The organism is Sutcliffiella cohnii, from assembly GCF_002250055.1.
Classification (GTDB): domain Bacteria; phylum Bacillota; class Bacilli; order Bacillales; family Bacillaceae_I; genus Sutcliffiella; species Sutcliffiella cohnii.
On the sequence record NZ_CP018866.1, the window covers coordinates 1,985,673 to 2,010,932 of the forward strand.

Annotated in this window: 27 protein-coding genes; 26 read left to right on the forward strand and 1 reads right to left on the reverse strand. The window is 32.9% G+C overall.

From position 1 onward, the window contains the following. Nucleotides 1-51 precede the first annotated feature (51 nt). From BC6307_RS09780 to BC6307_RS09815, 8 genes are all read left to right on the forward strand, one after another. A complete protein-coding gene (locus BC6307_RS09780; RefSeq protein WP_084380270.1) occupies nt 52-168 on the forward strand; it encodes a YjcZ family sporulation protein in 117 nt (38 codons plus the stop codon). Between the two features lie 130 nt (nt 169-298). Continuing rightward, nucleotides 299-1,009, forward strand: a complete 711-nt coding sequence (locus BC6307_RS09785) for an N-acetylmuramoyl-L-alanine amidase (protein ID WP_066413595.1) — start codon at nt 299-301, stop codon at nt 1,007-1,009. A gap of 135 nt (nt 1,010-1,144) precedes the next feature. Further along, nucleotides 1,145-1,657: a hypothetical protein gene (locus tag BC6307_RS09790; RefSeq protein ID WP_066413596.1), complete on the forward strand. Its 513-nt coding sequence runs from the start codon at nt 1,145-1,147 to the stop codon at nt 1,655-1,657. Nucleotides 1,658-1,793: 136 nt separating this feature from the next. Beyond that, nucleotides 1,794-2,342 carry a YdcF family protein gene (locus BC6307_RS09795; protein ID WP_157729280.1) on the forward strand — a complete coding sequence of 183 codons (549 nt, stop codon included), beginning with the start codon at nt 1,794-1,796 and terminating at the stop codon, nt 2,340-2,342. A gap of 180 nt (nt 2,343-2,522) precedes the next feature. Then, entirely contained in the window at nt 2,523-3,812 is a 1,290-nt protein-coding gene (locus BC6307_RS09800; RefSeq protein WP_174522358.1) for a glycoside hydrolase family 18 protein, read from the forward strand. A 100-nt stretch (nt 3,813-3,912) separates the two neighbouring features. Then, on the forward strand, nt 3,913-4,473 hold the full coding sequence (locus tag BC6307_RS09805; RefSeq protein ID WP_066413602.1) for a hypothetical protein: 561 nt from the start codon (nt 3,913-3,915) through the stop codon (nt 4,471-4,473). A gap of 198 nt (nt 4,474-4,671) precedes the next feature. Continuing rightward, nucleotides 4,672-5,061 (forward strand): hypothetical protein, encoded by a 390-nt coding sequence (locus tag BC6307_RS09810; protein WP_066413605.1) that lies wholly within the window; start codon nt 4,672-4,674, stop codon nt 5,059-5,061. Between the two features lie 13 nt (nt 5,062-5,074). Continuing rightward, nucleotides 5,075-5,611: a GNAT family N-acetyltransferase gene (locus BC6307_RS09815; protein WP_066413608.1), complete on the forward strand. Its 537-nt coding sequence runs from the start codon at nt 5,075-5,077 to the stop codon at nt 5,609-5,611. 16 nt (nt 5,612-5,627) lie between these two features. Here the strand turns inward: BC6307_RS09815 and BC6307_RS09820 are convergent, their stop codons facing one another. Continuing rightward, nucleotides 5,628-6,473, reverse strand: a complete 846-nt coding sequence (locus tag BC6307_RS09820) for a hypothetical protein (protein WP_066413609.1) — start codon at nt 6,471-6,473, stop codon at nt 5,628-5,630. Nucleotides 6,474-6,607: 134 nt separating this feature from the next. On the opposite strand from BC6307_RS09820, the gene BC6307_RS09825 reads away from it, so the two are divergent. The 18 genes from BC6307_RS09825 (at nt 6,608) to BC6307_RS09910 (ending at nt 25,218) form a co-directional block, all read left to right on the forward strand. Then, nucleotides 6,608-7,102 (forward strand): NUDIX hydrolase, encoded by a 495-nt coding sequence (locus BC6307_RS09825; RefSeq protein ID WP_066413611.1) that lies wholly within the window; start codon nt 6,608-6,610, stop codon nt 7,100-7,102. Then, entirely contained in the window at nt 7,092-7,724 is a 633-nt protein-coding gene (locus BC6307_RS09830; RefSeq protein ID WP_066413612.1) for an NUDIX hydrolase, read from the forward strand. Before BC6307_RS09825 ends, BC6307_RS09830 begins: the two co-directional genes overlap by 11 nt. Before the next feature lie 223 nt (nt 7,725-7,947). Further along, nucleotides 7,948-8,901, forward strand: coding sequence for a YncE family protein (locus tag BC6307_RS09835; RefSeq protein WP_066413613.1), 954 nt, complete (start codon nt 7,948-7,950; stop codon nt 8,899-8,901). Further along, a complete protein-coding gene (locus tag BC6307_RS09840) occupies nt 8,898-9,569 on the forward strand; it encodes a response regulator transcription factor (protein ID WP_066413615.1) in 672 nt (223 codons plus the stop codon). Before BC6307_RS09835 ends, BC6307_RS09840 begins: the two co-directional genes overlap by 4 nt. Beyond that, entirely contained in the window at nt 9,566-10,972 is a 1,407-nt protein-coding gene (locus BC6307_RS09845; RefSeq protein ID WP_066413623.1) for a sensor histidine kinase, read from the forward strand. Before BC6307_RS09840 ends, BC6307_RS09845 begins: the two co-directional genes overlap by 4 nt. A 17-nt stretch (nt 10,973-10,989) precedes the next feature. After that, nucleotides 10,990-11,517: a FixH family protein gene (locus BC6307_RS09850; RefSeq protein ID WP_066413625.1), complete on the forward strand. Its 528-nt coding sequence runs from the start codon at nt 10,990-10,992 to the stop codon at nt 11,515-11,517. Between the two features lie 147 nt (nt 11,518-11,664). Continuing rightward, complete coding sequence (locus BC6307_RS09855; protein ID WP_066413628.1) at nt 11,665-12,006, forward strand: hypothetical protein; 342 nt, start codon at nt 11,665-11,667, stop codon at nt 12,004-12,006. A gap of 7 nt (nt 12,007-12,013) precedes the next feature. Continuing rightward, a complete protein-coding gene (locus BC6307_RS09860; RefSeq protein ID WP_066413631.1) occupies nt 12,014-12,562 on the forward strand; it encodes a GNAT family N-acetyltransferase in 549 nt (182 codons plus the stop codon). Nucleotides 12,563-12,762: 200 nt separating this feature from the next. After that, on the forward strand, nt 12,763-13,506 hold the full coding sequence (locus BC6307_RS09865) for a polymer-forming cytoskeletal protein (protein ID WP_066413634.1): 744 nt from the start codon (nt 12,763-12,765) through the stop codon (nt 13,504-13,506). Between the two features lie 190 nt (nt 13,507-13,696). Further along, entirely contained in the window at nt 13,697-14,902 is a 1,206-nt protein-coding gene (locus BC6307_RS09870; RefSeq protein ID WP_066413636.1) for a D-alanyl-D-alanine carboxypeptidase family protein, read from the forward strand. Nucleotides 14,903-15,007: 105 nt separating this feature from the next. Next, a complete protein-coding gene (locus BC6307_RS09875) occupies nt 15,008-15,451 on the forward strand; it encodes a PNPOx family protein (protein WP_066413638.1) in 444 nt (147 codons plus the stop codon). Nucleotides 15,452-15,693: 242 nt separating this feature from the next. Continuing rightward, nucleotides 15,694-16,908, forward strand: coding sequence for an EAL domain-containing protein (locus BC6307_RS09880; RefSeq protein WP_066413640.1), 1,215 nt, complete (start codon nt 15,694-15,696; stop codon nt 16,906-16,908). A 230-nt stretch (nt 16,909-17,138) separates the two neighbouring features. Further along, nucleotides 17,139-19,361: a poly(ethylene terephthalate) hydrolase family protein gene (locus BC6307_RS09885; protein WP_066413643.1), complete on the forward strand. Its 2,223-nt coding sequence runs from the start codon at nt 17,139-17,141 to the stop codon at nt 19,359-19,361. Between the two features lie 214 nt (nt 19,362-19,575). After that, nucleotides 19,576-20,085, forward strand: coding sequence for a PTS sugar transporter subunit IIA (locus tag BC6307_RS09890; protein ID WP_066413644.1), 510 nt, complete (start codon nt 19,576-19,578; stop codon nt 20,083-20,085). Between the two features lie 27 nt (nt 20,086-20,112). Continuing rightward, complete coding sequence (gene treP, locus BC6307_RS09895) at nt 20,113-21,516, forward strand: PTS system trehalose-specific EIIBC component (RefSeq protein WP_066413748.1); 1,404 nt, start codon at nt 20,113-20,115, stop codon at nt 21,514-21,516. 36 nt (nt 21,517-21,552) lie between these two features. After that, nucleotides 21,553-23,262: an alpha,alpha-phosphotrehalase gene (gene treC / locus BC6307_RS09900; protein WP_066413651.1), complete on the forward strand. Its 1,710-nt coding sequence runs from the start codon at nt 21,553-21,555 to the stop codon at nt 23,260-23,262. A gap of 204 nt (nt 23,263-23,466) precedes the next feature. After that, entirely contained in the window at nt 23,467-24,120 is a 654-nt protein-coding gene (locus BC6307_RS09905; protein WP_066413652.1) for a glycoside hydrolase domain-containing protein, read from the forward strand. 201 nt (nt 24,121-24,321) lie between these two features. Then, on the forward strand, nt 24,322-25,218 hold the full coding sequence (locus BC6307_RS09910) for a chemotaxis protein (protein ID WP_066413658.1): 897 nt from the start codon (nt 24,322-24,324) through the stop codon (nt 25,216-25,218). Nucleotides 25,219-25,260: the final 42 nt, after the last annotated feature.

A 25,260-nucleotide genomic window follows, 5' to 3' on the forward strand; every position in this document is an offset into this window, starting at 1 on the left:
CATCATACACTGTAACCGTAAACGAAATTAAAACAAAAGGAGCGGTGTTCAATGAGTGGAGCAGTTGCAGGACATGGTGGAGGATTTGCGTTAATGGTAGTATTGTTTATCCTTTTAGTTATTATTGGTGCTAGCTGGGTAGGCCGTGGCGGTTACGGATACTACTAATATAAATAAATTGTGATTAAGAAAAGCTAGGTATTTTACTTAGCTTTTCTTTTTTTGATGTATGAAGGTAATAAGTATAATACAATAAAGGTATAAAACAGTATTTGCGGACTTAAAAAAGGAGTTATGTATGAAGAAAATAGCAACTATCTTATGTGTCGTTATGTTTGTCAACGGTTGTTCAAACGTTGCAACCACAAATGTTGAGAGAGATGAGGAAGTTTCATTAGTTAAAAAAGAAGATGAACTAACTTATAAAAAGCCAAATACAAATCCGAGTGAATCTTTACATATAACACCATACTATTTACCTGACGAAAATTCGCGACGGAGAACTGCAGAAGTTACACATGTAATGATTCATTACACAAGTAACGCAGCAAGAAATCCACAGAATCCATATATGTTAGAAAACATTTACTCTTTGTTTGAAGAATATGGTGTGTCTGCACATTATATTATTAATCGGGAAGGTAATATCTTTCAATTAGTAGATGAAAATAGAGTAGCGTTTCATGCAGGGAAAGGAATGGATCTTAATTTTTTGGAATACCGAAATAATATGAATGAATATTCAATTGGAATTGAACTTATGGCAATTGGAACAAAAGAAGAAATGAGTTTAAATTTGAAAGAAGGTCAATATGAACTAATTCCAACATCTCATATAGGGTACACAGATGAGCAATATGACTCTTTAGCTAAACTGTTAGAAGACTTGTATGAGCGTTACCCAAAAGTTTTAAGAAACAGAGAGAACGTAGTAGGACACGATGAATACGCTCCTGTCCGAAAATCAGATCCTGGAAGTTTATTTGAATGGGAGAGAATAGGATTCTGAACATTTTTTCCTATGTTAAAAACCCTAAAAAATTGTAAAAGTTTAACCATTTAATGGTTATTGTGTGGTATGATGGATTGCGTAAGGTGAATTTTTTGAATTTTTACAAATTATTATAATTAGGAGGATCATTTATTGAAAAATAAGTTAATTCCTTCGTTACTATGTATTTTCCTTGTTTTAGTTTTTGTAATTGGCATTAAACAGTTTTTTACGACACCAGAAGATATTATTGATAAAGCGTTTGTAGAATTGAAGAATGGTAATTTAGTTTATGGGTTAAAGGAACGTGATGCCTCAAAAATCTTTGATTTACTTGTAGAACCTAATGCATATAATCTTCCTAATATTGAATTGCATACCGTATTAGAACATCAACTCGATCCTCATATCGTGCAACACACATTTATTAATGTCCATCCAATTAAAGATGTGGAAGAAAATAAAGCTAATGTGACCGTAACCTTTTCTTTTGATGAGTATAATAAAGACGAACTCATGCGGAACGATCAATTTATATTAGAACGAAAGTTCCAAGGCAATATTTCGTTTCAACTAATAAAAGCAAGTTGGAATACATGGGAAATTATCGATGTAAAAACAACTAATTTCACAGAGTACAATGTAGCAAGATGGAATAACAATTAATACATAGAACTAAAAAACGCGCATATATCGTGCGTTTTTTTCTTGAACAAAATGTATAATCACCCAGCACAATAAATCATAAATTGAGGTACTTGATATGAACAAACATATATTAATAAAACTGAGGGGCATCTTTATGATATTCACCATTTTACTAGCCATTTATTTTATTATTGTCCATCTACTCATTAGTAACACAGCTGCAGAAAGGCCGAAAGAAAATGCAGATTACATCATAATACTTGGAGCGCGTCTTCATGGGGAAAGAATGTCATTATCACTTTACTATCGTGCTCTAGAGGCTTTAGAATATGTTGAAGGAAACCAAAACACAATTATCATTGCTTCAGGTGGTCAAGGTCCTGGTGAGGACATAACAGAAGCGGAAGCGATAAAACGCTTTATGTTAGAACACGGGATAGAACAAGAACGAATAATACTAGAAGATACATCAACGACCACATATGAAAATTTGATGAACTCCTATTCATTTATAGAAGATGACAATAAAACGGTGGTCATTGTAAGTAATGATTTTCACTTGTTTCGAGCAAAAATGATTGCAGAAAGAGTAGGTTTCAACAATATTTCTACACTTTCGGCTGAAACGCCAAAAGTAGCAAAAGTAAAGCTCTGGTTTCGGGAGTATTTTGCTGTTTTAAAATCATGGCTTATAGATAGATAACTAGAATAGAGCAATACTGGAGTATACAAACAAACTACTCCTTTACTTAAATTATTTCGCTAATTTGTTATGAGAAAAGAAACGCAAAAATGTTTTCACATAAGTTTTATCGATTCTACATGTTTCAGCCAATCCATTCATATAGTGAAATGTATAAAACTAACATGGAGGGGAATGCCCTTGCAAATTCATGTCGTTCGACAAGGGGAATCGCTTTGGGGAATTTCACAGGCGTATGGTACTACAGTACAAGAAATTGTTACTACAAATGAAATTCCTGATCCGAATCAGCTAGTTGTCGGTCAAGCACTTGTAATTCCTATATATGGGCGATTTTATTGGGTACGAAGTGGGGATAGTTTATGGTCTATTGGACAACGATTTCAAGTTAACTACACAACATTAGCCGAGGTCAATAGACTAGATGTGAACCAACCATTACCAATCGGCTTAAGGTTATATATACCACCAACACCTAAAAGTAGAATTGAAACAAACGCATATATTGAGCCGCGAGGTACTTCTGTTAGTGAGGCTCTATTAAGCGACGCAAGACGTGCTGGACCATATTTAACGTACTTAGCTCCATTTAGTTATGAAGCACGGAGGGATGGTACGTTAAACCCGATGCCTTTAGAGGGAATCCCAGAAATAGCCCGGGAGACAGGGGCTTCTTTAATGATGGTTGTCACAAATTTAGAGGAAGGTCAATTTAGTGGTGAATTAGGAAGGGATATTTTACAAAGCACAGCAGTACAAGAACGACTATTAGATAATATTATTGCTGAAACGAGAAGAGTTGGAAACTATACAGATGTTCATTTTGATTTCGAATTTTTACCTGGTGATCAACGAGAAGCGTATAATAATTTTCTTCGACGAGCTGCTGAGAGGTTACGAGCTGAAGGACTATTAATTTCTAGTGCTCTTGCACCGAAAACGAGAAGAGATCAGCCAGGTCAGTGGTATGAAGCGCATGATTATCGTGCTCATGGTGAAATTGTTGATTTTGTCGTGCTAATGACTTACGAATGGGGGTATTCTGGCGGACCACCGATGGCTGTATCACCAATTGGTCCTGTTGAGGAGGTACTTCAATATGCGTTAACTGAAATGCCAGCATCTAAAATTATGATGGGACAAAATTTATATGGTTACGATTGGACGCTACCGTATGTTCCAGGTGGTCCTTATGCGAGAGCCGTTAGTCCACAACAAGCAATACAAATTGCAAAAGAAAACAATGCTGAAATTCAATACGACACTGTGGCACAAGCACCGCATTTTGACTACACGGATGAAAGTGGGCGAGCGCACAAAGTTTGGTTTGAAGATGCACGAAGTATACAAGCGAAGTTTGACCTTTTAAAAAGGCTAAACTTGCGTGGTATTAGTTATTGGAAGTTAGGTTTACCATTCCCACAAAACTGGTTATTAATCGGTGAAAATTTTGAAGTAGTGAAAAGATAATAGTAAATTAAAGCGAACATATTCCCACTTTTCTACTTTTTCTAGAAATTCATATAAAAGTAATGTAATATTTCTAGTAGAAAGAAAAGGGGGATTTTACATGAAAATAAGGATTCAAATCTATTTATTAATATTTTTATTAATCGTATTATCAGCTTGCGGAGCTGCTATTGAGGACGAAGATAATATTATAGATAAATCAATAGACACAATTGGCTATTTGCAAACAAATGATTGGGATCAATTAGCACAATTAGTGCATCCTGAAAAGGGATTGTTGTTTTCTGCTAATGCACAAATAGAGGTTGACGATGTTTTATTTTCTAATGAAGAAGTAGCGCTATTCGGCAAAGATGAAAAGGAATATAGTTTTTCACCACAAATTGAAACAACTCCAGCCAACTTTATAAACAATGAACTGCTATCAAAAGAGGGAGTACAGGTGGAATACACAGTATCTTCATTTGATCAATCACAAGTACCTACTAATATAGATGAAAATAATATCGAGGAAGCTTATCCGGACGCTCAATTTGTTGAATATTATAGTCCGCCATCCACTAACGATGAGGACAATTGGCAAGCAATTAGGCTCGTATTCGAAAAAGAAAGAAGACACCATTATTTAGTAGCAATTGTAAGAGAAACTCCTGCAAAATAAAATATTCTATCAATATTTCTATTAATCGCTGCATATAATGTAGCGATTATTGTTTTTTAGAGTAAGAAAAGTTTTCCCATTTAAGCAGAATCAATTAACTCTATCGCTCTTATATTGTATATAAAAATACATAGCAATTTAATAACTATTCGTTTTCATATATTTGAAGTAACAATCATACAAGGGGGATTATTAAATATGGGGAAAAATCAGAGTAATGTGGAAAAACCATTAATAGCTGTCGGAGTACCAATATTTATTATGGCACTCGGAATTTTTTTAATTGTTAACACAGAAGTGGAAGGGAAAATGCAGTTTATACCAGTTATATTTATTTTGCTTGGTGTAGCAGAGCTAATCAGATCGATTACACGTCAGCGAAACCAATTAACGAAAAAACAACAGGTTGAAATAAATCAAAAAAGTGGCCATTACACTTATTTATTTATCGTTACTGCAACACTCGTTTCGGTAATTATGCTTGTGATGGACATTATGTCTATTGAAATGGTTCTCCACATACATTTAACATTTGTTATTTTAGTTTATCCTATTTTGCAAATTATGTTTTTGATCAGAGAAGTATAGCGGCGGTGATGTTATGTATATTTCTATAAATAAACAGGTAGGGTTAAAGTTAGTTGAACTTTCGGATGCACCTATTTTATATAAACTAATAAATGAATCAAGAGCATATTTAAGAGAATGGTTACCTTGGATCGATCGGATTAAAAGTAAAAATGATATGGAATTATTTATTTTAAATTGTTTTTACGGTTACGAAGCGAACGGAATAATTAATACGGTAATTCTATTTAACAAAAAAATAGTTGGAATGGCAGGATACAATATGATTGATTGGATGAACAGGACGACTTCAATCGGTTATTGGATTGATCAACGATATCAAGGGAAAGGCATTACTACATTAGTTGCGTATACGTTAACAGACTATGCATTTAAAAATTTAAAACTTAATAGAGTAGAAATACGTGCAGCTGTTCAAAATAAAAAAAGTAGAGCTATTCCTGAGAAGTTAGGTTATCAAAAAGAAGGAAGATTAAAACAAGCGGAGTGGGTAAATGATCGATTTTTAGACCATGTTTTATACGGAATAGTAGAGAGTGACTGGAAATAATGGATAAAGAAAGCCTCTAAAGATTTTCTTCTTTAGGGGCTTCTTTCCATTCTCTCGTGTTTTGGATGGCGTAATATGAATATGAATTTAAAGCAAGAGTATACATATGAAGTATTAATAAGTATAAATATCGTTTTACTTTCATTAATTTCAACTTTATTAGACAAAAATCTATAATAAAAATGCTAAAAATAGAAGTTAGAAAAACTAAAGGTGTCCTTTTATAAGAAATGAACATATAAAATAATGTTTGAACTAAACCATAAAGAGGGACAAGTTTAAATGCTTCTTCCCATGAATATTTTTTATATCCGAATGTAATGCGTTTAAAGAAGATGAGAGCATATAAATAGTGCATAATAAATAATGGGCTAATTAGTACGTACGATATGACTTGGACAATTTTTTTTGTAATGTTCCTTAACCAAAAATCACTAATAAAAAAATATAAAAATATTAAGGATGTTGTTAGAGTAGTATTCCACCATCTATTTTGATGCAACTTCCAATGTAAAAACATTCGCTCGATAATAGAAAAATAAAGAGTGAAGATCATTTTCCAAAACCAGCTCTTTTTATTTAATGTTAAAAATGTAGCGGTAATAGGGACGAAAATAGCCTGAGAAAGTAATGCGCCGAAAGCATTATCAAAATCCCTGTTTTTAAAAATTATTGGAAAGTAGTGGTAAGCTTTTAACCAAGTAAAAACGACATATTCAAAAATATATGCCATCCCAATATTAGTAAATAATGATGTGAAAATTGTCGTAGCTGTATGTTTTTTGAAATTATATAAAAACATACATAAATGTATAATTGTTAACAAAATAAAAGGAACTTTGTTAGAAAATCTTCTTTTCATAAATTCTCCTTCTTTTTGAATAGAACTTTCCTTATATTTTTTACAAATGCGTAATTATTATTCTATTTGACATCGTAGAGAAAAAATTATGATACACTATTTATGAAAACAGAAAAATGAAGTAGGGATAAATGATGGGATATGTTGAAGATTTAAGAAAAATTGTAGGCCATAGACCTTTAATTTTTGTAGGTGCTGTTACGGTTATTATTAATGATGTAGGGCATATACTTTTACAACAGCGGCAATTTCCAAAAGGTGTTTGGGGGTTACCCGGTGGTCTTATGGAATTAGGGGAATCGACGGAACAAGTTGCAAAACGAGAAGTTTTTGAAGAAACAGCACTTCAAATAGAAGATTTAAAATTAATTAATGTCTACTCTGGAGAAAATCATTTTATTAAAGCGAAAAACGGCGATGAGTTTTATGTTGTGACCGTAGCTTACTATACTACAAATGTTAAAGGTGTAATAAAGGTAGATGCGAAAGAATCAATGAAAATAGAATACTTTCATTTAAATGATTTACCTTCTGAAATGGTTGGGAGCCATCAAGCGATTATTGAAGATTTTACGTTACTACATAATAAAAAAGTAAGAGAACAGTTGGGGTTACATAATGAAAAATGAATTACTAAAAATATTTGACAAAACATATAAAGAAATCGGTGTAGCGACACGTCAACATGTACATGCAGTAGGACATTGGCATGAAACTTTTCACTGTTGGATTGTTGGAAAGGAAAAGGAAGAATATTATATATATTTTCAGCTTAGAAGTTCGTTAAAAGATATGTATCCAAATCTTTTAGATATAACAGCTGCTGGCCACATTCTAGCTAATGAACATATGAAGGACGGAATTAGAGAAGTAAAAGAGGAAATTGGACTAGAATTAAATTATAATAATTTAACCAAATTAGGAGTTATACCTTATAGTGTAAAAAAAGGTAATATAATTGACAATGAATTTGCTAATGTTTTTCTTGTTGTGGGGGAATATACGTTTGATGATTTTGTATTGCAATTAGAAGAAGTAGTGGGATTGGTAAAAGTCCCTTTTCAGCAATTTTACGACTATTCCTTTCATCGAATTCACTCAATAAATGTAACAGGCTTTAAAATTGGAGAAAACGGTGAAAAATTAAATATTGACGAGGAAGTTTCAATCGATAAAATTGTTCCTCACGTACCAGCTTATTATCAAGAAATTGCCACGAAAATATTAGAACATATAGAAAGAAAAGACTAATTCACCAAGATTAGTCTTTTCTTTCTTTGTAAGTTAAAAATAATTATAATCAATAGTATAATTGTCAAAAAGGTCTCACACAAATTTCACATCTATCTATTATATTTAATATAGAATATCATGCAAGAATATTAGTGGGAAGCACATGTCCGTAGCGAAGTACAACGTCAAAAATGTAATCAATAAACTATTTTCTAGTTAAACTACCTAGGGAGCTTATGTAATGATACGTACTATATTTTTTCTATTATGCTTTTTAACTTTAATTGGGTGTTCAAATCAGCAAATATCTATTCCAGAGTTTGAGGAGAAACCTATTATCGTTAGTCATTTAAAATCATCCGATATTAGTTTTATATCTAACGGAAAAATCTCCACTATACCGCTCTCTTTTACCATTACAGATATAGTCGAAACGACCAATTTTGTAGTAATAGGAAGTAAAAATGATGGGGTCTTATATAAACTCGATTTTGAAGAGAATAAGATTGATTCTCTCACTTCTAAAAGCGAAGGGATATCAAAGTTGTATTACGAGGAAAGTACTGGAGTTCTTTTTATTGTGAATGCTCTTGAAAATAGTGTAGAACTTGTCGATGTAGAAAACGGACAGACTTTAACAAAGATAGAAGTTGGGCAATACCCGATAGATATGATTGTGAGTGGGGAAATGGGCTACGTGTTAAACAGTGAAAGTCACTCTGTTTCCGTAATTGATTTAAAAAAGGAAGAAGTACTGTTCAATTTTCCAGTACTAGAAAGACCTTCTGGAATGTTACTAGTGAATGACGTTTTATATATCGGTGGACATGGGAAAAGTGGTGTGCTTAACAACCAAATTTATATATATAGCGCGACAACGGGAGAAATGATGGGATCAAAAGAGGTGGGGTTAATGCCGATCGATTTCTCTTTTGACAACAATACGGAATATATTTATGTCGTTTGCCATGGGTCGAATGAAGTTATAAAAATAGACAGTCAAGATTTAATCGTAAAGGATAAGTTAACGGTTGCGAGTAATCCCAATTTTATTAATAGTGATGAAAATTATTTATACGTTACAAGCTTAGATGGAAATGAACTAACGATTATTAACCTATCTACCTTCCGTGTAATAGATACATTTACAATTGATAACGGTCCATTTGTTGTAATACCAGGAGGAGAATTATGACACTTTCAACAAAAATATTAGTAGTAGATGATGAAAAAGAAATGTGTGATTTAGTTCGTGCCTATTTAGAAAAAGAAGGTCATTATGTGGACACCATTTTTAATGGGGAGGAAGCAGTAACTTTAGCAAAGGAAAAAAATTATGACATAATAATACTAGACGTTATGATGCCTGGGGTTGATGGTTTTACAGTTTGCCAACGTATTCGGGAATTCTCAACTACTCCGATTATTATGTTAACTGCAAGAAGTGATGAACATGACAAAGTAATGGGCTTGAAAATTGGAGCTGATGACTATGTGTTAAAACCTTTTAGCCCAAAAGAGTTAGTTGCAAGGGTTGAAGCCTTGTTAAGGAGAACAGCAATCGTTCAGTCTGATACTTTCCAAGTAGGACCAATTAAAGTAAAAAAAAATGCAAGACAAATGTTTTTATATGATGACGAACTCTCACTAGCGAGACGAGAATATGATCTTCTATTATTTTTACTTGAGCATAAAGGTCAAGTTTTTTCAAGAAATCAACTATACGATACAGTATGGGGAAATGAAAATGATATAGGTACATTACGTACAGTAGACACGCATATAAAAACGTTACGCTACAAACTAAAATCTGCAGGCTCTCAAATTAAAACAGTTTGGGGAGTAGGGTACAAATTTGAATGAAAATATCATACAAATTTATGAATAGTTCAATAAAAAAACAAATATGGCTATCCATCTTAATAGTAACAACTTTTACTAGTCTTTTGTTTATTTCATTCACGTATTATATGTATGAAAAGCTATACATAGAAAAACAAGTGGAAGCACTACAACTTCAAGGTGTTCAATTGAAGGATATGTATTATGAGACGAGTCTTGAAACCTTTAGTCAGCAACTAAAGGTGTTAGATGAGAGTCTTGAGTCATCGATTATTTATACAGACGACCCTATGTTATTAGGAAGTGGATCTCCAGTTCATATGTTTGAAGGACAAAATTTAATTTCTTTTCAAGAAAGGCAGCAATTACTTGAAGGAGAAACGGTGCAAATAGTACGGCTGCATGAACGATTAAATCAAGAAATACTTGCAGTAGTTGTTCCCCTCTTATCTCAAGATCAACTTGTAGGAGCTATTTTCTTATATTTACCGTTAGAAGCTATTTCTAATGTGTTTCAACCTATACGTCTAGTTTTATATGTTGGTATACCAATAGCAATTATCATTGTTTTACTAGCAGGTTTTACAATATCAAATTATGTAACGAAGCCTATTTTGGATATAAAAAATGTGACCGAAAAGATGGCGAAAGGTGATTATTCTAGTCGCATTAAAGTAAAAAGAGAAAATGAACTCTCTCACCTAGCGCTCTCTATAAATAAGCTATCATACACGTTAGAAAAAGTAGAAGAAGAAAGAAGGGGATTTTTAGCAAATGTGTCCCATGAGTTAAGAACACCGTTAAGTTATATGAAAGGCTATACAGAAGGATTTGAGGAAGGTTTAGTCGATAGAGAGAAGTATATACTTACGGTACAAAAAGAAGTGGATAGAATGGAAAGACTTGTTCATAATTTACTTGATTTAGCTCAGCTTGAAGGTGATTCCTATCCGATAGAATTTCATCCACTCGTTTTATCTGAACTCATTGTTGATGTTGTTTCCCGATTAGAATGGGTAGCCAATGAGAAAAATGTTAGTTTTGAACATACATTAAATGAAGAAATAATTGTTTTTGCAGATCGAGATAGATTGGACCAAGTGTTAACGAATATCGTTCAGAATGCTATCACTTATTCAAAACAATTTTCAAGTATATTCATCGAGTTAACTACCAACAATGGAAAGGCTAACATAATTATACGTGATGAAGGTATCGGTATACCTGAAAAGGATCTACCTCATATAATGGAACGATTTTATCGCGTCAATAAAGCTAGAACTAGGGCTGATGGTGGTACAGGTTTAGGGTTGGCTATAGCTGAACAAATAATAAAGAAACATCAAGGATCAATTAACATCCATTCAAAAATTAATGAAGGTACTACTGTAACAATATCGTTACCTATTTTTGAATTAGAATGAACGAAAGGAGAAGGACAATGAGAATATTAAAATTTTTATTAACTAGTTTTACATTACTAATCGTGTTAGTTGCTTGTGGAGGTGGGGATGGAGCAACTGGTGACAATAATAACGAAATCCCGAAAATGGTAGAAGTAGATTTACAAGTAGATGATAGAGTGACTCCTAATGAACCAATACAGTTTAAAACTTTCGTAACACAGGGCAATGAAAATGTTGATGATGCAGATGAAGTTGTTTATGAAATATGGAATGTACAAGATGGTAGAGAGAAAAGCGAGATGATTGAAGCGCTCCATAGTGGGAATGGATTATATGAAATAGAGCATACTTTAACTAACGAGAACGTATATTTCGTGCAAGTGCATGTTACAGCAAGAAATTTGCATGTAATGCCTATGAAGCATTTCGTTGTTGGAGATTTTACAGAGGAAGAAGTGGAAGCATTACTACATGAGTACGAAATGAAAAAGGATGATCATAGTAATCACCACAATGATGATTCTCATGAAACGGAAGAAGAAACCAACCATAATGAAGGATAAAAAATCAGAAACTACACTATTAATGAATAGTGTAGTTTTTTTGTAACAATTAATTGTAAAAAAAATTAACAAAATTATGATAGAAAATAATATACTAGAAAAAAGGGTTACTGCATAGATTGATAGAAAGGAATTTAGGAGGAAGGCATGAAGTTCAAAAGGTTTTTTATGAGTGGATTAGGTGTTCTAATTATCGTAGGAGCTTTACTATTAATGCTAAATCCTCATATAAGAGGTGCAGTAAAATTAGTCGTTGCAGAAGATCCATTTGTTGAGGTTCAAGAGTCATCTAGTAGCAAAAAGGTGATGGCTCATTGGGATGAGGGAGAAGGTATACAAACATTATTAGAAGAGTTAGAAAATGATGGTTGGATGATGGAAGACCATTTCGGCTCTGCATTTATGTTTACTAATAATGATAGAACATTAGTCGTGAACATATGGAAGTGGACAGACTATTTTGTTGTAGCAGAAATGACGGAAGGTTAGGTATCATATGAAAAAAACACCAACATTAGAAACAGAACGATTATTATTAAGAACATTAAAAGTTAGTGATGCGGAGTCGATTTATCTCTATTTTTCTGAGGAAGAAATGTTACGTTATTATGGAATGGAACCTTTTGCGAATATTATAGAGGCAGAAAAGTTTGTAAAAGATTTCTTAGATGATTACAAATTAATTTATCGTTGGGGAATTGTGGAAAAAGGAAGTTACGAACTTATAGGAACTTGCGGTTTTCATGCAATTTCTGAAAACCATAAACGCGCAGAGATTGGATACGAAATAGCGAAACCATTTTGGGGAAAAGGGTATGCGACAGAAGCAGTGAGTCGTTTAGTTCAATACGGCTTTGAAGAATTTCAATGGAACCGCATCGGAGCAAACGTTTATCCCAACAATAAAGGCTCCCAACGTGTTTTAGAAAAACTAGGTTTTACACATGAAGGTAGACTGCGTGGATATATCCAACAAGGGAAAATTGCCCACGACACTAACGTTTTTTCCATCCTTAAAGATGAATTTCACCAAAAAAAGAACTAGAATCCTAGTTCTTTTTTTTGCGATTGTAAGTCGATTACTTAAAAAATGAAACGCCACTTTTCATAACAAGCTTATTTCCATTGATAGAGACTGATTTTATCAAAAGGTCTCAACACATTTCCACCCGCAGACTGATTAATAACGAATAATAGATTGTTATAATAACAGTAACAAATAATCGTTAAAAAGGGGAAGTTTCTATGGAAGAGCAAAAAGTATTACAAGACTTAAAGATTAACGGGAGTATGGTAGTCTCAGGTGGTTCCTTTAACGAAGTTTCCATTAATGGAAAAGGGACAATTAACGGAGATGTTCAATGTAAAGAATTTAAAATAAATGGAGCATGTGATGTTAATGGAAAGCTAAAGGCTGAAACAGGAGTCATTCGAGGAAACACTAATGTAGAAGAAGATCTTTACATCGGAGATTTTAGTGTATATGGAAATGCTACATTACAAGGAAATTTATATACATCATTATTTAACGTAAAAGGTTCTTGTTCTGTTGAAAAATCAATTAATGCAGAAGTAATCAAACCATACGGCCGATTAAAAGTGGGAGATAGTTGTCGGGCTGATAATTTTATTGCAAGAGGTGTTTTCGATATCAATGATACACTAGATTCAAAAATAATAGATGTTACGATAAATGGTGGAAAATGCTCCGCAAACGTAATAAAAGGAGAGCAAGTATCCGTTAAACTAAAAGGAGAGGAAGGATTTTTAAAAGTACTCAAAAGTTTATTTTCTTTTGGAGATGATAGAGGAACACTAAAAGCAAATGAAATTATTGGAAACGACATACAATTAGCAGCGACGAAAGCAAAATTAGTAAAAGGTGATCGTATTACACTAAATGATGGCTGTGATATAGAATTAGTGGAATATACGGAAAGCTTAGAAATAGTCGGGAAAGCGCGTGTAATAGAAAGTAAAAAAGTATAAATATTTTGTGGACTACTCGATGTAAAGTAGTCCTTTTTTTAGTTTTTTAAATATTTTTATTGTTTACTATTATTTTCCTATATTAAAGTTATGTAACAAATAATCTTAACTTACTGAAAAATGCGCATGAATCAGTTACACTTTTAATTGCATAATAATACAAGTGCAAGAAAAGTGAAAGGTAGATAGGATGAGAAAATTAATTATAATGGTAGCAGTTTTGTTACTCTTTTTTGCTACAATTTTTCCAAAAGAAAGTAAAGCAGACCTTGATTTATATAGTGAAGCCGTTATTTTAATAGATGCGAAATCTGGAAATGTATTATTTGAAAAAAATAGTGAACAAATGATGTATCCAGCAAGTATTACAAAAATAGTAACTGGCATTATAGCTATAGAAGAAGGAAACTTAGATGATATAGTAACGATTAGTGAAAACGCAAGAAATCAAGTCGGTACGAGAGTATATTTACTAGAGGGAGAAAAAGTACCACTTTTAAAATTAATACAAGGACTTTTAATTAATTCCGGTAACGATGCAGGTACAGCAATAGCAGAATATTTTAACGGTAGCGAAAAAGCATTCGCAGACAGAATGACGAAATTCGTGAAAGAAAAAATCGGTGTTCACGACACAGTATTTAAAAATCCACACGGGTTATTCGACGAAGAACATGTTACGACAGCTAAAGATATGGCTAAAATTGCTCAATATGCAATGAAAAACGATCAATTCCGCGAAATAGTAAGTACGAAAGAAATGGATTGGGTTGGTGAAGGATGGGAAACAACACTTTATAACCACCATCGACTCCTTTGGGATTACGAAGGAACAACCGGGATTAAAAATGGTTGGGTCGAACAGTCGGGACATACTTTAGTTACGTCAGCTACAAGAGATGGACAAGAATTAATTGTTGTTACATTAAACGCTCCTTCCGCACAAAATGCATATTATGACACGATGGCCTTACTAGATTACGGATTTTTTAACTTCTCAACGGAGAAAATTGCCTCTGCTGGAGATGTATTAACTTCAGAAGATGGAGAGAAATATAACGTGATAAATGATATTTGGATTACTACTGAAGAAGAGACGATGATCTCCTATAAGGTAGATGATGAAGGTCAATTTATCGTTACAAATGGAAAAGAATCAGACATTATTTTAGATAGTGTTGAACTAGAATCATCAGAACAACTTACTAGAGGTGCTATATCACCAATTCAAGAAAAAGAGAATAGTAAACAAACTGAAAGTAACCCAACATTTTCGTTAGTGTGGATTGCAATTGTTTTATTGAGTTTGTTTGCAGCATTTTTGCTACTTAACTTTCGATTAAAAGAAAAACGAAATAAAACTAAAATGGACTATTCACTTAGAAGTTTAAAATAATGCGAGTAGACAAATTAAGAAAAACAAGGAATAAGTTGAAACATTTGGCGTAATAACTATTATTTGTATATAATATTGGTACATGATAAAAAGGGAGGAAGTACATTGGCTAAAGTTTTAGATCGTCTACAACAAGAACTTATCGATTCTCTTCAAGGGGAGAAAATTGTATCTTTAATTACGACAGATAAAGATACAAATAAACCTAACTTAAGTATTGTTTCATGGCTTGTTGCACATCAAGATGGTAAAACAATTAAATTTGCACTAGGTCATAATGCTGAGAGTGCATTTAATATTATGGAGAATTCAAATCTAATTTTAGGCGTTTACGGAGCGGATTCTTGTTATTCTATTAACGGTAAGGGAACTGTTTCTGATGTTATTACTAAATCAATGAAATATCGTGTCGTTACTGTTGCAATTGATTCTGTAGAAGATGTAATGTTTTACGGTGGGAAGTTAACGAAAGAACCAGAATATGTGAAAACGTATGATGAAGAATTAGCTAAAAAGCTTGATAGTGAAGTTTATGAACTATTAAAATAAGTAGAATGAAGCCTATTGTAGCAAATGCTCCAGTAGGCTTATTTATTAAATATAAGTATAATTATTAAAATAAAAAAAACGTATAAGAAAATAGGTTAATATTGGTTAATTTTATGGTTAAATTAGCCTATTTTTGCGCTTAGTTTTAAAAAGTTGTTGAATTTTGTCACTTTTTATCGAATCTTTGGTAAAATGAAGTTTGTGTTCTTTTATATAGAAAGATTTTAGGAGTGACATCATTTATGAAAAGTTTAAATGAACAATTCGAAGATAAGTTGTTCATGTTTATTGAAAACTTAGGCGATTTATACGATGGCTGGTTTTTATTATCATTTTTACCACCAAACGACTTCCAACTTATAAGAAAAAGTGAACATAATGAAACATGGTCAAAATTCTTACCTGAAAAAGGGACGACTCTTAGTGTACATACAATTTTTCAAGATGAAAGCGTTTATAATCGTTTAAGGAAAAAGTTAAGAAACTGTATTTTTTCTTTAAAATCTTCGAAATATCGTGAAGGTATTTCGATAAACGGAAAATTGACTTACATAGAAATGGAATTAGTACCACTTCAAATCGAAAAAGAAATATATATTTTAACGTTAATTAGAGATATTACTACTCAAGTTCATCAAGAAAATTCGAATAATGATAGCTTAAAAAAAGTACAAAGAACACTACTTTTAGAATATGAAATGCATCGGGCTATCGAAAATAACGAGTTTGAAGTGTACTACCAACCTAAGCTACATGTTAAACAAAAGAAAGTTAATATTGAAGCATTAATACGTTGGTTTAATCCTCGATTAGGTGGGATTGAGCCCTCAGAATTTATACCGTTGGCAGAAAAGTTTCAAATAATACGACCAATTACAAATATAGTATTAAAGCAGATTTTTAATGATTATAAAGAGTTAGAAAACGTTTATAAAGATACAATTCTTTCCGTTAATATATCATCACTTCTTTTGAAAGATGAAGAATGGATTAAACAACTAAAGGAAATGGTAGAAAAGCGTGATGATATTGATTTATCAAATATCGAATTAGAAATTACAGAGCATTCTTTAATAGATTTGGATACTGCTAAAAAAGGAATAAAAACACTTTCTGAACTAGGTTTCGCTGTCACTTTGGATGACTTCGGATCTAAATATTCTTCTCTTCAATATTTGAGGGAAATCCAATGTCAAAAAATAAAAATTAATAAATCATTTACAAAGAATATTCAAACCGTTATAGATGAAAGACGTGTATTACAAAAAATAATTGATTTTGCCCATTCTTTAGGATTAGAAGTAACAGCTGTCGGAATAGAAGATGAATCTTTATTAAAAATTTTAAAATCTTATAATTGTGATGAATTACAAGGTTTTTGGTTAGGAAAACCTACAGAAAAAAAGCTCCTATTAAAAGGTATACCTGAAAACTTGAAAGGTTTGATTAATAGTTAACTTTTGTATCAAAAATATAATCAAAATAAAAAACTCGCTAAATTAGAGCGAGTTTTTGTCGTTTTTTTGAAAAACTATATACTTTTTTTATTTTTTCATTATTTAACTATTTTGCTAGAAAAATTTTGATACAATGATAGTAGGATATGTATTCCAAAAGATGGAGAATTGGAGAATTTATATAGCTCGAAGGAATGCTGTAAAAGTAAAATACAATAAGGTGAAAAAGAATGATGAAACTATACATAGCTATAAATAAACTTTTGCAAATAATTATTTCGTTTTTTACTAATAGTTGGGTGGCAATAACAAAAGGAATGTTATTATATGTACCGATATTCATTTTTATAATGGGGTACTTTTTAGTATTAGGGGTTGGGAAATGGTTTGATATATTATTTATATCTGTTTTAGGGATTATAGGGTTTGTTACAAGTTACATAATAATAAGAATTATTCTTTTAATGGTGAAAAAGATTCCATATACATTTATTTATATAACTGTAGGATTACTAACTGCTATTTATATGGTTGGACTTTATTTAGGACCGTATTTCCGCTATTTAGCGTACATGGTTTTATTGTTAGGTGCAATTATTGGTTTCACAATATCCATTTTAAGAATAAAAAATATATCCGTTTTATGGAAGGTTAGTACAGTATTATTTACGATTACTATTCATGCTATCGTTATTGGAATTGTAATAACTCCTGGTGAACGAGGAGAATGGAACGTAGAGTTAATAGGTGATCCCCCTAATTTAGTAAATCCTGCTGAAACTGGTCAATATACTATTCAATATTTTACATATGGTAGTGGGAATGACAATAGAAGGGATGAGTTTGGAGATAACGTAACTTATGAGACATCTACTGTAAATATATCTCCAGTAACTGTTACTCCTAAAGGAATAAATAGTTTTTATCGTAAATGGTATTGGGGATTTGAACTAAATTCAGCACCATTAAATGGTCGTGTTTGGATGCCGAAAGAAGGGGATGGCCCACATCCGCTTGTATTAATTGTTCATGGTAACCATAATATGGTAGAACATTCAGATAGAGGTTATTCCTATTTAGGTGAATTGTTAGCTTCAAAAGGCTATATCGCTGTATCGGTAGACCAAAATTTCCTAAATTCTAGTAAGTTTGGTCATATAGGTTGGGATAATGCTGGACGTGCATGGTTGTTACTTAAACATTTGGAGCAATGGGCAAAATGGAACGTCCAAATGGACCACGACTTATATCGGAAAGTAGATATGAATAATATTGCATTAATTGGCCATTCACGTGGTGGTGAAGCTGTTAGTATTGCAGCTGTGCTTAATGAATTAGAAAGGTTTCCTAACAATGCGAGAGTAAAAATGGATTTTGACTTTTCCATTCGAGCTCTAATTGGATTATCACCTGGTGAAGGAAGATTTAATCCTGGTGATGAACCAATAAGTTTGGAAAATATCAATTACTTAACAATTCAAGGCTCACACGATACGGACCACACATCGTACCACGGTATAAAAACTTTTAACCGAGTAACTTTTACAGAAAATTATGATGGGTTTAAAAGTTCAATATATATTTACGGTGGAAATCATGGACAATTTAACAAAGATTGGATTGTTGACCGTTCACCACCATATTCATGGTTTATTAATAGAAGCGCGTTGCTTTCACCAGAAATGCAACAACATATTACGAAATTTTACGTAACAGCATTTTTAGAAGCTTCGTTGAAAGAAAAAGATGAGTATCGCGAGTTATTTTCAAATAAAGAGATTTCTAGTGCATGGGTACCAACAGATCCATTGCGTATTCAATTTGAAGATAGTGACTTTCAAGCTATAGCAACGTTTGAAGAAGATGTAGATGTTACAACGGTAACAGTACCAAATGGAAAAATAGATGGACGAAGTTTAAGAGTTTGGAGAGAAGTCGGTTTAACGCTACGTAATGGTGATTTACAACATAATCGGGCAGTGAAACTTGGATGGTTAAAGTCTTCAAGTAGATACATTATAAATGTACCAGAAGATATCTCTAACACATTTACTGATCAAACTGTTTTACGCTTTGACGCAGTTCACGCTCATGAAAGTCGGTATACATTTAGAGGATTACCGATCGATGAACAATATAGACAGAAAAGTATACCGATAAAGGTTAGTATGAAGCCGAAAGGAATTCACCAATATGATGCAAGAATTGAAAAAACTATTCATATTGAACCTACCTTTACTTCAGACCTTTACCGTTGGGATTGGAGAAACGAGAAAATAGGAACAAATTACGAACATATCTTACAAACGTATGAAATACCAATAAGTTATCTTCAAGAGGAATTTCCTAATATTGCATTTGACTCTATTCATGAAATTGTATTCTCACTAAATGAAACAGACAGTGGTCTTATTATTCTAGATAATATTGGTTTTGCCGAAAAAGCTCATTAACTTAGTTAATGAGCTTTTTTTATATAAAAGGAAGGATATACAAGAAGTACTGTGAAAGAAGGATAATGAAATGATATAAATTGGGGAAATTATTAGTATCATAATTTTCTTAAGTGAAAATAATTGACTAACTTGTATATACAAGTTAATATAATGTTCGTAAGATACACAGTAAAATCAAAAGTAATAGTTATTACATAATGGAGGGTTATTTATGTTTAAAAAATTATTTGGCCTAAAAAAAGAAGAACAAAAGAAAACAGAAGAGATGCTATTTTCTCCAATTACAGGAAATATAGTTGATTTAGAAGCTGTTCCTGATCCAACATTTTCTCAAAAAATGATGGGGGATGGACTTGCGATTGAACCGACAGAAGGTGTTGTTGTTTCACCTGTAAACGGAGAGGTTATTCAATTTTTCCACACAAAACATGCAATCGGAATTCGTTCAGAAAGTGGGGCAGAAATATTAATACACGTAGGATTAGAAACGGTTTCTATGAATGGTGAAGGTTTTGAAGGACATGTACAAGAAGGTGACAAAGTTAAAGTAGGACAAACATTATTAACTTTTAACATTGAATTAATAAAAGAGAAAGCAGCAAGCACAGTTACTCCAGTTGTTATTACAAATAGCGATAACATGAAAGAAATAGAAAAGAAAGCAAGTGGAAACGTTATAAAAGGTGAAAGTGAATTTTTATATGTAAAGGCAAATAATTAAACAAGGCGAGGAGGTAATGTTTTGGACTTGAAAAGGTCAACAGAAGAGATTATCGAAGCCATTGGTGGAAAAGAAAATGTAAGCGCAGCTACTCACTGTGTTACAAGATTAAGGCTAGCATTGCATGATGAAAGCAAAGTTAATAAAGAAATGTTAGAAGAGATAGATGTAGTAAAAGGTGCTTTTTCAACAAATGGTCAATATCAAATAGTTATTGGAAATGGGACAGTAAATAAAGTTTACAAAGACTTTGTTGCACTAACTGGTGTTGGAGAAGCGTCTAAAGATGAAGTGAAAAAAGCAGCAGAATCCAATATGAATGCGCTTCAAAGAGCGATCAAAACATTAGCTGACATATTTATCCCTATTCTTCCTGCCATTGTAACAGCTGGGTTATTAATGGGGATTAATAACTTATTAACAAACCCTGGAATTTTTTATAGCAATGCGTCTGTAGTATATATGCATCCACAATTTGGTGATATCTCAAGCATCATTAACTTAATTGCCAATACAGCGTTCGTGTTCTTACCTGGTTTAATTGGTTGGTCAGCTGTAAAAAGGTTCGGTGGAAGTGAATTGTTAGGGATTGTATTAGGTTTAATGCTAGTGCATCCAGATTTATTAAATGCTTGGGGTTACGCTGAAGCTCAAGAGCAAGGAGCGGTAGGTACTTGGAATCTTTTCGGTTTTGAAATAGAAAAGGTTGGATACCAAGGACAAGTGTTACCAGTACTAGTGGCCGCTTACCTACTTGCAAAGGTTGAGCAATTCCTTGCAAAAAGAGTGCCGGATTCCATTCATTTATTGATTGTACCGCCAGTAACACTATTGTTAACCGGTTTTATTACGTTTGCAGCAATTGGACCTATTACATTTACAGTTGGTAATTTCTTAACTAGTGGGTTTGTCTCGATTTTTGAAGCGGTGCCAGTGTTAGGTGGACTTATATATGGTGGCTTTTACTCACCACTTGTCATCACTGGAATGCATCATACATTTTTAGCGGTAGATCTTCAGTTAATTGCTTCTATTGGTGGAACATTTTTATGGCCGATGGTAGCGTTGTCGAATATTGCACAAGGTTCAGCTGCCTTTGCAATGATGGTTGCTACTAAAGATGAAAAGCTAAAAGGATTGGCCTTAACATCTTCTATCTCTGCGTGGCTTGGAATTACAGAACCAGCAATGTTTGGAGTGAATTTGCGATATCGATATCCATTTATCGCTGCGATGATAGGATCCGCTATTGCGGGGATTGTTATCACATTAGCAGGTGTATATGCTCCATCAATTGGTGTTGGTGGCTTACCAGCATTCTTCTCTATCCCAACTACCTTTTGGGGAAATTTCTTTATTGGTATGGGAATAGTGTTAATTGTTCCATTCATCATTACGCTAATAATTGCTAAAGTAAAAGATAAAAAATAATTATATCGGTTATATAGATAAATAGAGGTGTAGCTTATGTCTAAAAAGAATCATTTAATAAAAGAAGAACCGTGGTGGAAAAGGTCTGTTGTTTATCAAATATATCCAAAAAGCTTCCACGATACAACTGGAAATGGCGTAGGTGATATTCAAGGGATTATTAGTAAGCTAGACTATTTAAAAGAGTTAGGTATCGACGTTATCTGGCTAACTCCAATATATAAATCACCCCAGAGAGACAATGGATATGATATAAGTGATTATTATTCCATACATGAAGAATATGGTACGATGGAAGATTTTGACCGCCTCCTACATGAAGCACATAATCGTGACATAAAAGTAATTATGGATATAGTGGTGAACCATACTTCAACAGAGCATGAATGGTTTCAACAATCAAAGAAAGCAAAGGATAATAAATACCGCGATTTTTATATATGGAAAGATGGAAAAGAAAATGGAAGTGAACCTACGAACTGGCAATCGAAGTTTGGTGGCAACGCATGGGAATTCGATAAAAAAACAGGTCAATGGTACTTACACTTATTTGATGTAACACAGGCAGATTTAAATTGGGAAAATGAAGAAGTTCGACAAAAAGTTTATGAAATGATGACCTTCTGGTTTGACAAAGGTGTTGACGGTTTCCGCTTAGACGTTATTAATTTAATCTCTAAGAATCAAAACTTCCCGGATGATGACGGTAGTGTAGCGCCAGGGGACGGTAGGAAATTTTATACAGATGGTCCTCGTGTGCACGAGTTTATGAATGAAATGAATCAAAAAGTTTTTTCGAAATATGATAGTATGACGGTTGGCGAAATGTCATCTACAACGATTGATCATTGTATAAAGTATACACAACCTGAACGAAACGAATTAAGTATGACGTTCAACTTCCACCATTTAAAGGTCGATTACCCTAATGGTGAAAAATGGTCTGTAGCTGATTTTGATTTTCAACAACTTAAAGACATCCTATCAACATGGCAAATCGAGATGCATAAAGGGGGAGGATGGAACGCTTTATTTTGGTGTAATCATGATCAACCTCGTATTGTATCGCGCTATGGTGATGATAAAAAGTACCATAAGCAATCGGCAAAAATGTTGGCAACGAGTATGCATATGATGCAAGGAACTCCTTATATTTATCAGGGCGAAGAATTCGGTATGACAAACCCTGGATATAATGATATTTCTAAATACCGGGATGTCGAATCATTAAATTTGTATAAAATGAAGATAGACGAAGGATTTTCGGAAGAAGAGGTTCTTCATATTCTCCGTCATAAATCCCGTGACAACTCGAGAACGCCTGTACAATGGGATAGTACTCCTAATGCTGGCTTTACGAAAGGAACACCTTGGATTGATGTAGCAGAAAATTTTAATGAAATAAATGCTGCTGTAGCGTTAAATGAAAAAGATTCTATTTTTTATCATTACAAACAATTAATTGAGCTTCGTAAACAATACGATGTTATTACGTGGGGCGACTTTCAGTTAATTTATAAAAATCACCCTGAAATATTCGCCTATGTAAGAAATTGGCAAGATGAAAAATTGTTAGTAGTTAACAATTTTTACGGAAAAGAAACAGATTTTACGTTACCTAATGAAGTTGATGCATCAAATATGCAGGCGGAAATTCTACTTACAAATTATGATGATTCAAGTATTAACTATAAAAAACTTACATTAAGACCGTATGAGTCTATTGTTTACTATTTAACTAAGTAACAAATTTACTAACATAAAAAACGGCTAACTTAAAAACATATTTATTTAATGACTATTATAGGTTCATCTATAATAGTCATTTTTATAATAGTACATTCATAAATTATAGTTATGGATGTAAAAATCCTACATATATTTATTAAGTAAAGATAAATTAGTTAGCCGATAAAGGTCTTTAAGGATTAGGGCTATGGGGGTGATAGAATGCCTAATAATAAAATATGGGGTGTTGACTCCGCAGTTGCTGTAACGGAAGAGTTATTTCAATGTGTAAAAAGTAACTTCGGTTATCCAAAATATTGGGGTAGATATTTAGCAGAAGTAGCAGATGTTTCGGATGGACTTACGAAAGAAGAAATTACATTAATTCGTAACAAAGGTATAAAAGTGATGCCCCTTTATAATATTCATGCTAGCGCTGTTGGGTACGAACAAGGAAGAGTTATGGCAAGAAATGCAGTTTTTCATGTAAGAAAATTAGGGATTCCGGAAAATGTGGTCATCTTTGCAAGTATAGAAAAGTCTTTAGAAGTAGACGAAGCATTCATTCGAGCTTGGGTTGAAACAATTCTACCAACTGGCTACCGATCAGGCTTCTATGTTGATCCAGTAGCAGGAGAGTTTTCATCTGCATACTGTGAAGCGATTAAAAATAATGCAGATATAGCAGTTCAATCAATTTTATGGAGTGCTGAGCCAGAACAAGGGGTTACAAAAGAAAATAGGGCCCCAAGGTATAAACCAGCAAGCCCCCGTTGTCGGTCCAATGTATGGGCTTGGCAATATGGAAGGAATGCACCACAATGTCCAATAAATACAAACTTAGCAGATAGAAAATTAGTAAACTATTTATATTGACAAACTGGGATGTCTTAAAAGTCAGTAAAGACTGACTTTTAAGACCCTTTTTTATTTTACTTTTTCGAAGCATCTTCTCAAGGTTGTCAAATAAAGTTTTTTTAAAAAAGAAATATCTATTATATATAAACCCTTTAAACAAAATACCGATATTAAGTATAGGTAAAATGATTCAAGAGATTTGAAAGAAGGCGAACCTATATGGAATGGAAACAAGAAGTTATAGAAGAAAGAAAAACAAATGAAGTTGAAATATTACAATTTACTTTAGATAACACAGACTTCGGAATTAATGTGCTAAAAGTACGAGAAATTATCTTACCATCAACAGTAACGAAAATTCCGCATTCTCACCAACACGTAGAGGGAATAATCGAACTACGGGGAGAAGTACTTCCTGTCATAAATTTAAGAGTAGCATTAGGTATGGATCCTAATATAGAAAAAAATGAAGAAAAATTCATAATAGCTGAGTTTAATAGTATGAAAGTCGTGATGCGAGTAGATCATGTATCAAGAATCAATCGTTTTTCATGGGATCGTATGGAAAAACCGGAATCTATTCGAGATGGGCTCGACCTTTACGTCACAAGTGTCTTGAAGTTGGAAGAAAAAATGGTATTAATATTAGATGTGGAAAAAATACTATATGAAATATACCCTAACCTTGGAGTACCTACTATACAACATAATGTAGAACGTGCAAATAAAAAAGTAGTGATTGTAGAAGATTCACCAATGTTACGCCAACTTTTACAAGAAACATTACTTGAAGCAGGTTACGAAAACTTAATTTTATTTGAAAATGGACAAGATGCGTTGACATATTTACAATCCGCTGTAAAAGAAGGTAATGAACAGATAGATGTCATGATTACTGATATTGAAATGCCATTAATAGACGGCTTAACACTAACAAAAATAGTGAAAGAAGATTCGGACTTGAAAGAGATTACGGTAATCATCTTTTCATCTCTAATAACCGATCAATTACGTCATAAAGGAGAAAAGGTTGGGGCCGATGACCAAATTAGTAAGCCACAGCTTTCTCAACTTATCGATACATTAGATAAACATGCATCTTTACAAAAATCATAGTAAATCCTCAGCATTTACACCTAGAGAACTAGAGGCATAGAT

Bases quoted from the DNA above. Each gene is read 5' to 3' on its own strand.
- BC6307_RS09855 (WP_066413628.1), top strand. From the start codon at position 11,665: ATGAAGTTCAAAAGGTTTTTTATGAGTGGATTAGGTGTTCTAATTATC.
- BC6307_RS09820 (WP_066413609.1), bottom strand. From the start codon at position 6,473: ATGAAAAGAAGATTTTCTAACAAAGTTCCTTTTATTTTGTTAACAATT.
- BC6307_RS09880 (WP_066413640.1), top strand. From the start codon at position 15,694: ATGAAAAGTTTAAATGAACAATTCGAAGATAAGTTGTTCATGTTTATT.
- BC6307_RS09795 (WP_157729280.1), top strand. From the start codon at position 1,794: ATGATATTCACCATTTTACTAGCCATTTATTTTATTATTGTCCATCTA.
- BC6307_RS09850 (WP_066413625.1), top strand. From the start codon at position 10,990: ATGAGAATATTAAAATTTTTATTAACTAGTTTTACATTACTAATCGTG.
- BC6307_RS09780 (WP_084380270.1), top strand. From the start codon at position 52: ATGAGTGGAGCAGTTGCAGGACATGGTGGAGGATTTGCGTTAATGGTA.
- BC6307_RS09810 (WP_066413605.1), top strand. From the start codon at position 4,672: ATGGGGAAAAATCAGAGTAATGTGGAAAAACCATTAATAGCTGTCGGA.
- BC6307_RS09815 (WP_066413608.1), top strand. From the start codon at position 5,075: ATGTATATTTCTATAAATAAACAGGTAGGGTTAAAGTTAGTTGAACTT.
- BC6307_RS09860 (WP_066413631.1), top strand. From the start codon at position 12,014: ATGAAAAAAACACCAACATTAGAAACAGAACGATTATTATTAAGAACA.
- treC (WP_066413651.1), top strand. From the start codon at position 21,553: ATGTCTAAAAAGAATCATTTAATAAAAGAAGAACCGTGGTGGAAAAGG.
- BC6307_RS09905 (WP_066413652.1), top strand. From the start codon at position 23,467: ATGCCTAATAATAAAATATGGGGTGTTGACTCCGCAGTTGCTGTAACG.
- BC6307_RS09910 (WP_066413658.1), top strand. From the start codon at position 24,322: ATGGAATGGAAACAAGAAGTTATAGAAGAAAGAAAAACAAATGAAGTT.
- BC6307_RS09840 (WP_066413615.1), top strand. From the start codon at position 8,898: ATGACACTTTCAACAAAAATATTAGTAGTAGATGATGAAAAAGAAATG.
- BC6307_RS09890 (WP_066413644.1), top strand. From the start codon at position 19,576: ATGTTTAAAAAATTATTTGGCCTAAAAAAAGAAGAACAAAAGAAAACA.
- BC6307_RS09830 (WP_066413612.1), top strand. From the start codon at position 7,092: ATGAAAAATGAATTACTAAAAATATTTGACAAAACATATAAAGAAATC.
- BC6307_RS09865 (WP_066413634.1), top strand. From the start codon at position 12,763: ATGGAAGAGCAAAAAGTATTACAAGACTTAAAGATTAACGGGAGTATG.
- BC6307_RS09870 (WP_066413636.1), top strand. From the start codon at position 13,697: ATGAGAAAATTAATTATAATGGTAGCAGTTTTGTTACTCTTTTTTGCT.
- BC6307_RS09835 (WP_066413613.1), top strand. From the start codon at position 7,948: ATGATACGTACTATATTTTTTCTATTATGCTTTTTAACTTTAATTGGG.
- BC6307_RS09845 (WP_066413623.1), top strand. From the start codon at position 9,566: ATGAAAATATCATACAAATTTATGAATAGTTCAATAAAAAAACAAATA.
- BC6307_RS09785 (WP_066413595.1), top strand. From the start codon at position 299: ATGAAGAAAATAGCAACTATCTTATGTGTCGTTATGTTTGTCAACGGT.
- BC6307_RS09885 (WP_066413643.1), top strand. From the start codon at position 17,139: ATGATGAAACTATACATAGCTATAAATAAACTTTTGCAAATAATTATT.
- BC6307_RS09825 (WP_066413611.1), top strand. From the start codon at position 6,608: ATGGGATATGTTGAAGATTTAAGAAAAATTGTAGGCCATAGACCTTTA.
- BC6307_RS09805 (WP_066413602.1), top strand. From the start codon at position 3,913: ATGAAAATAAGGATTCAAATCTATTTATTAATATTTTTATTAATCGTA.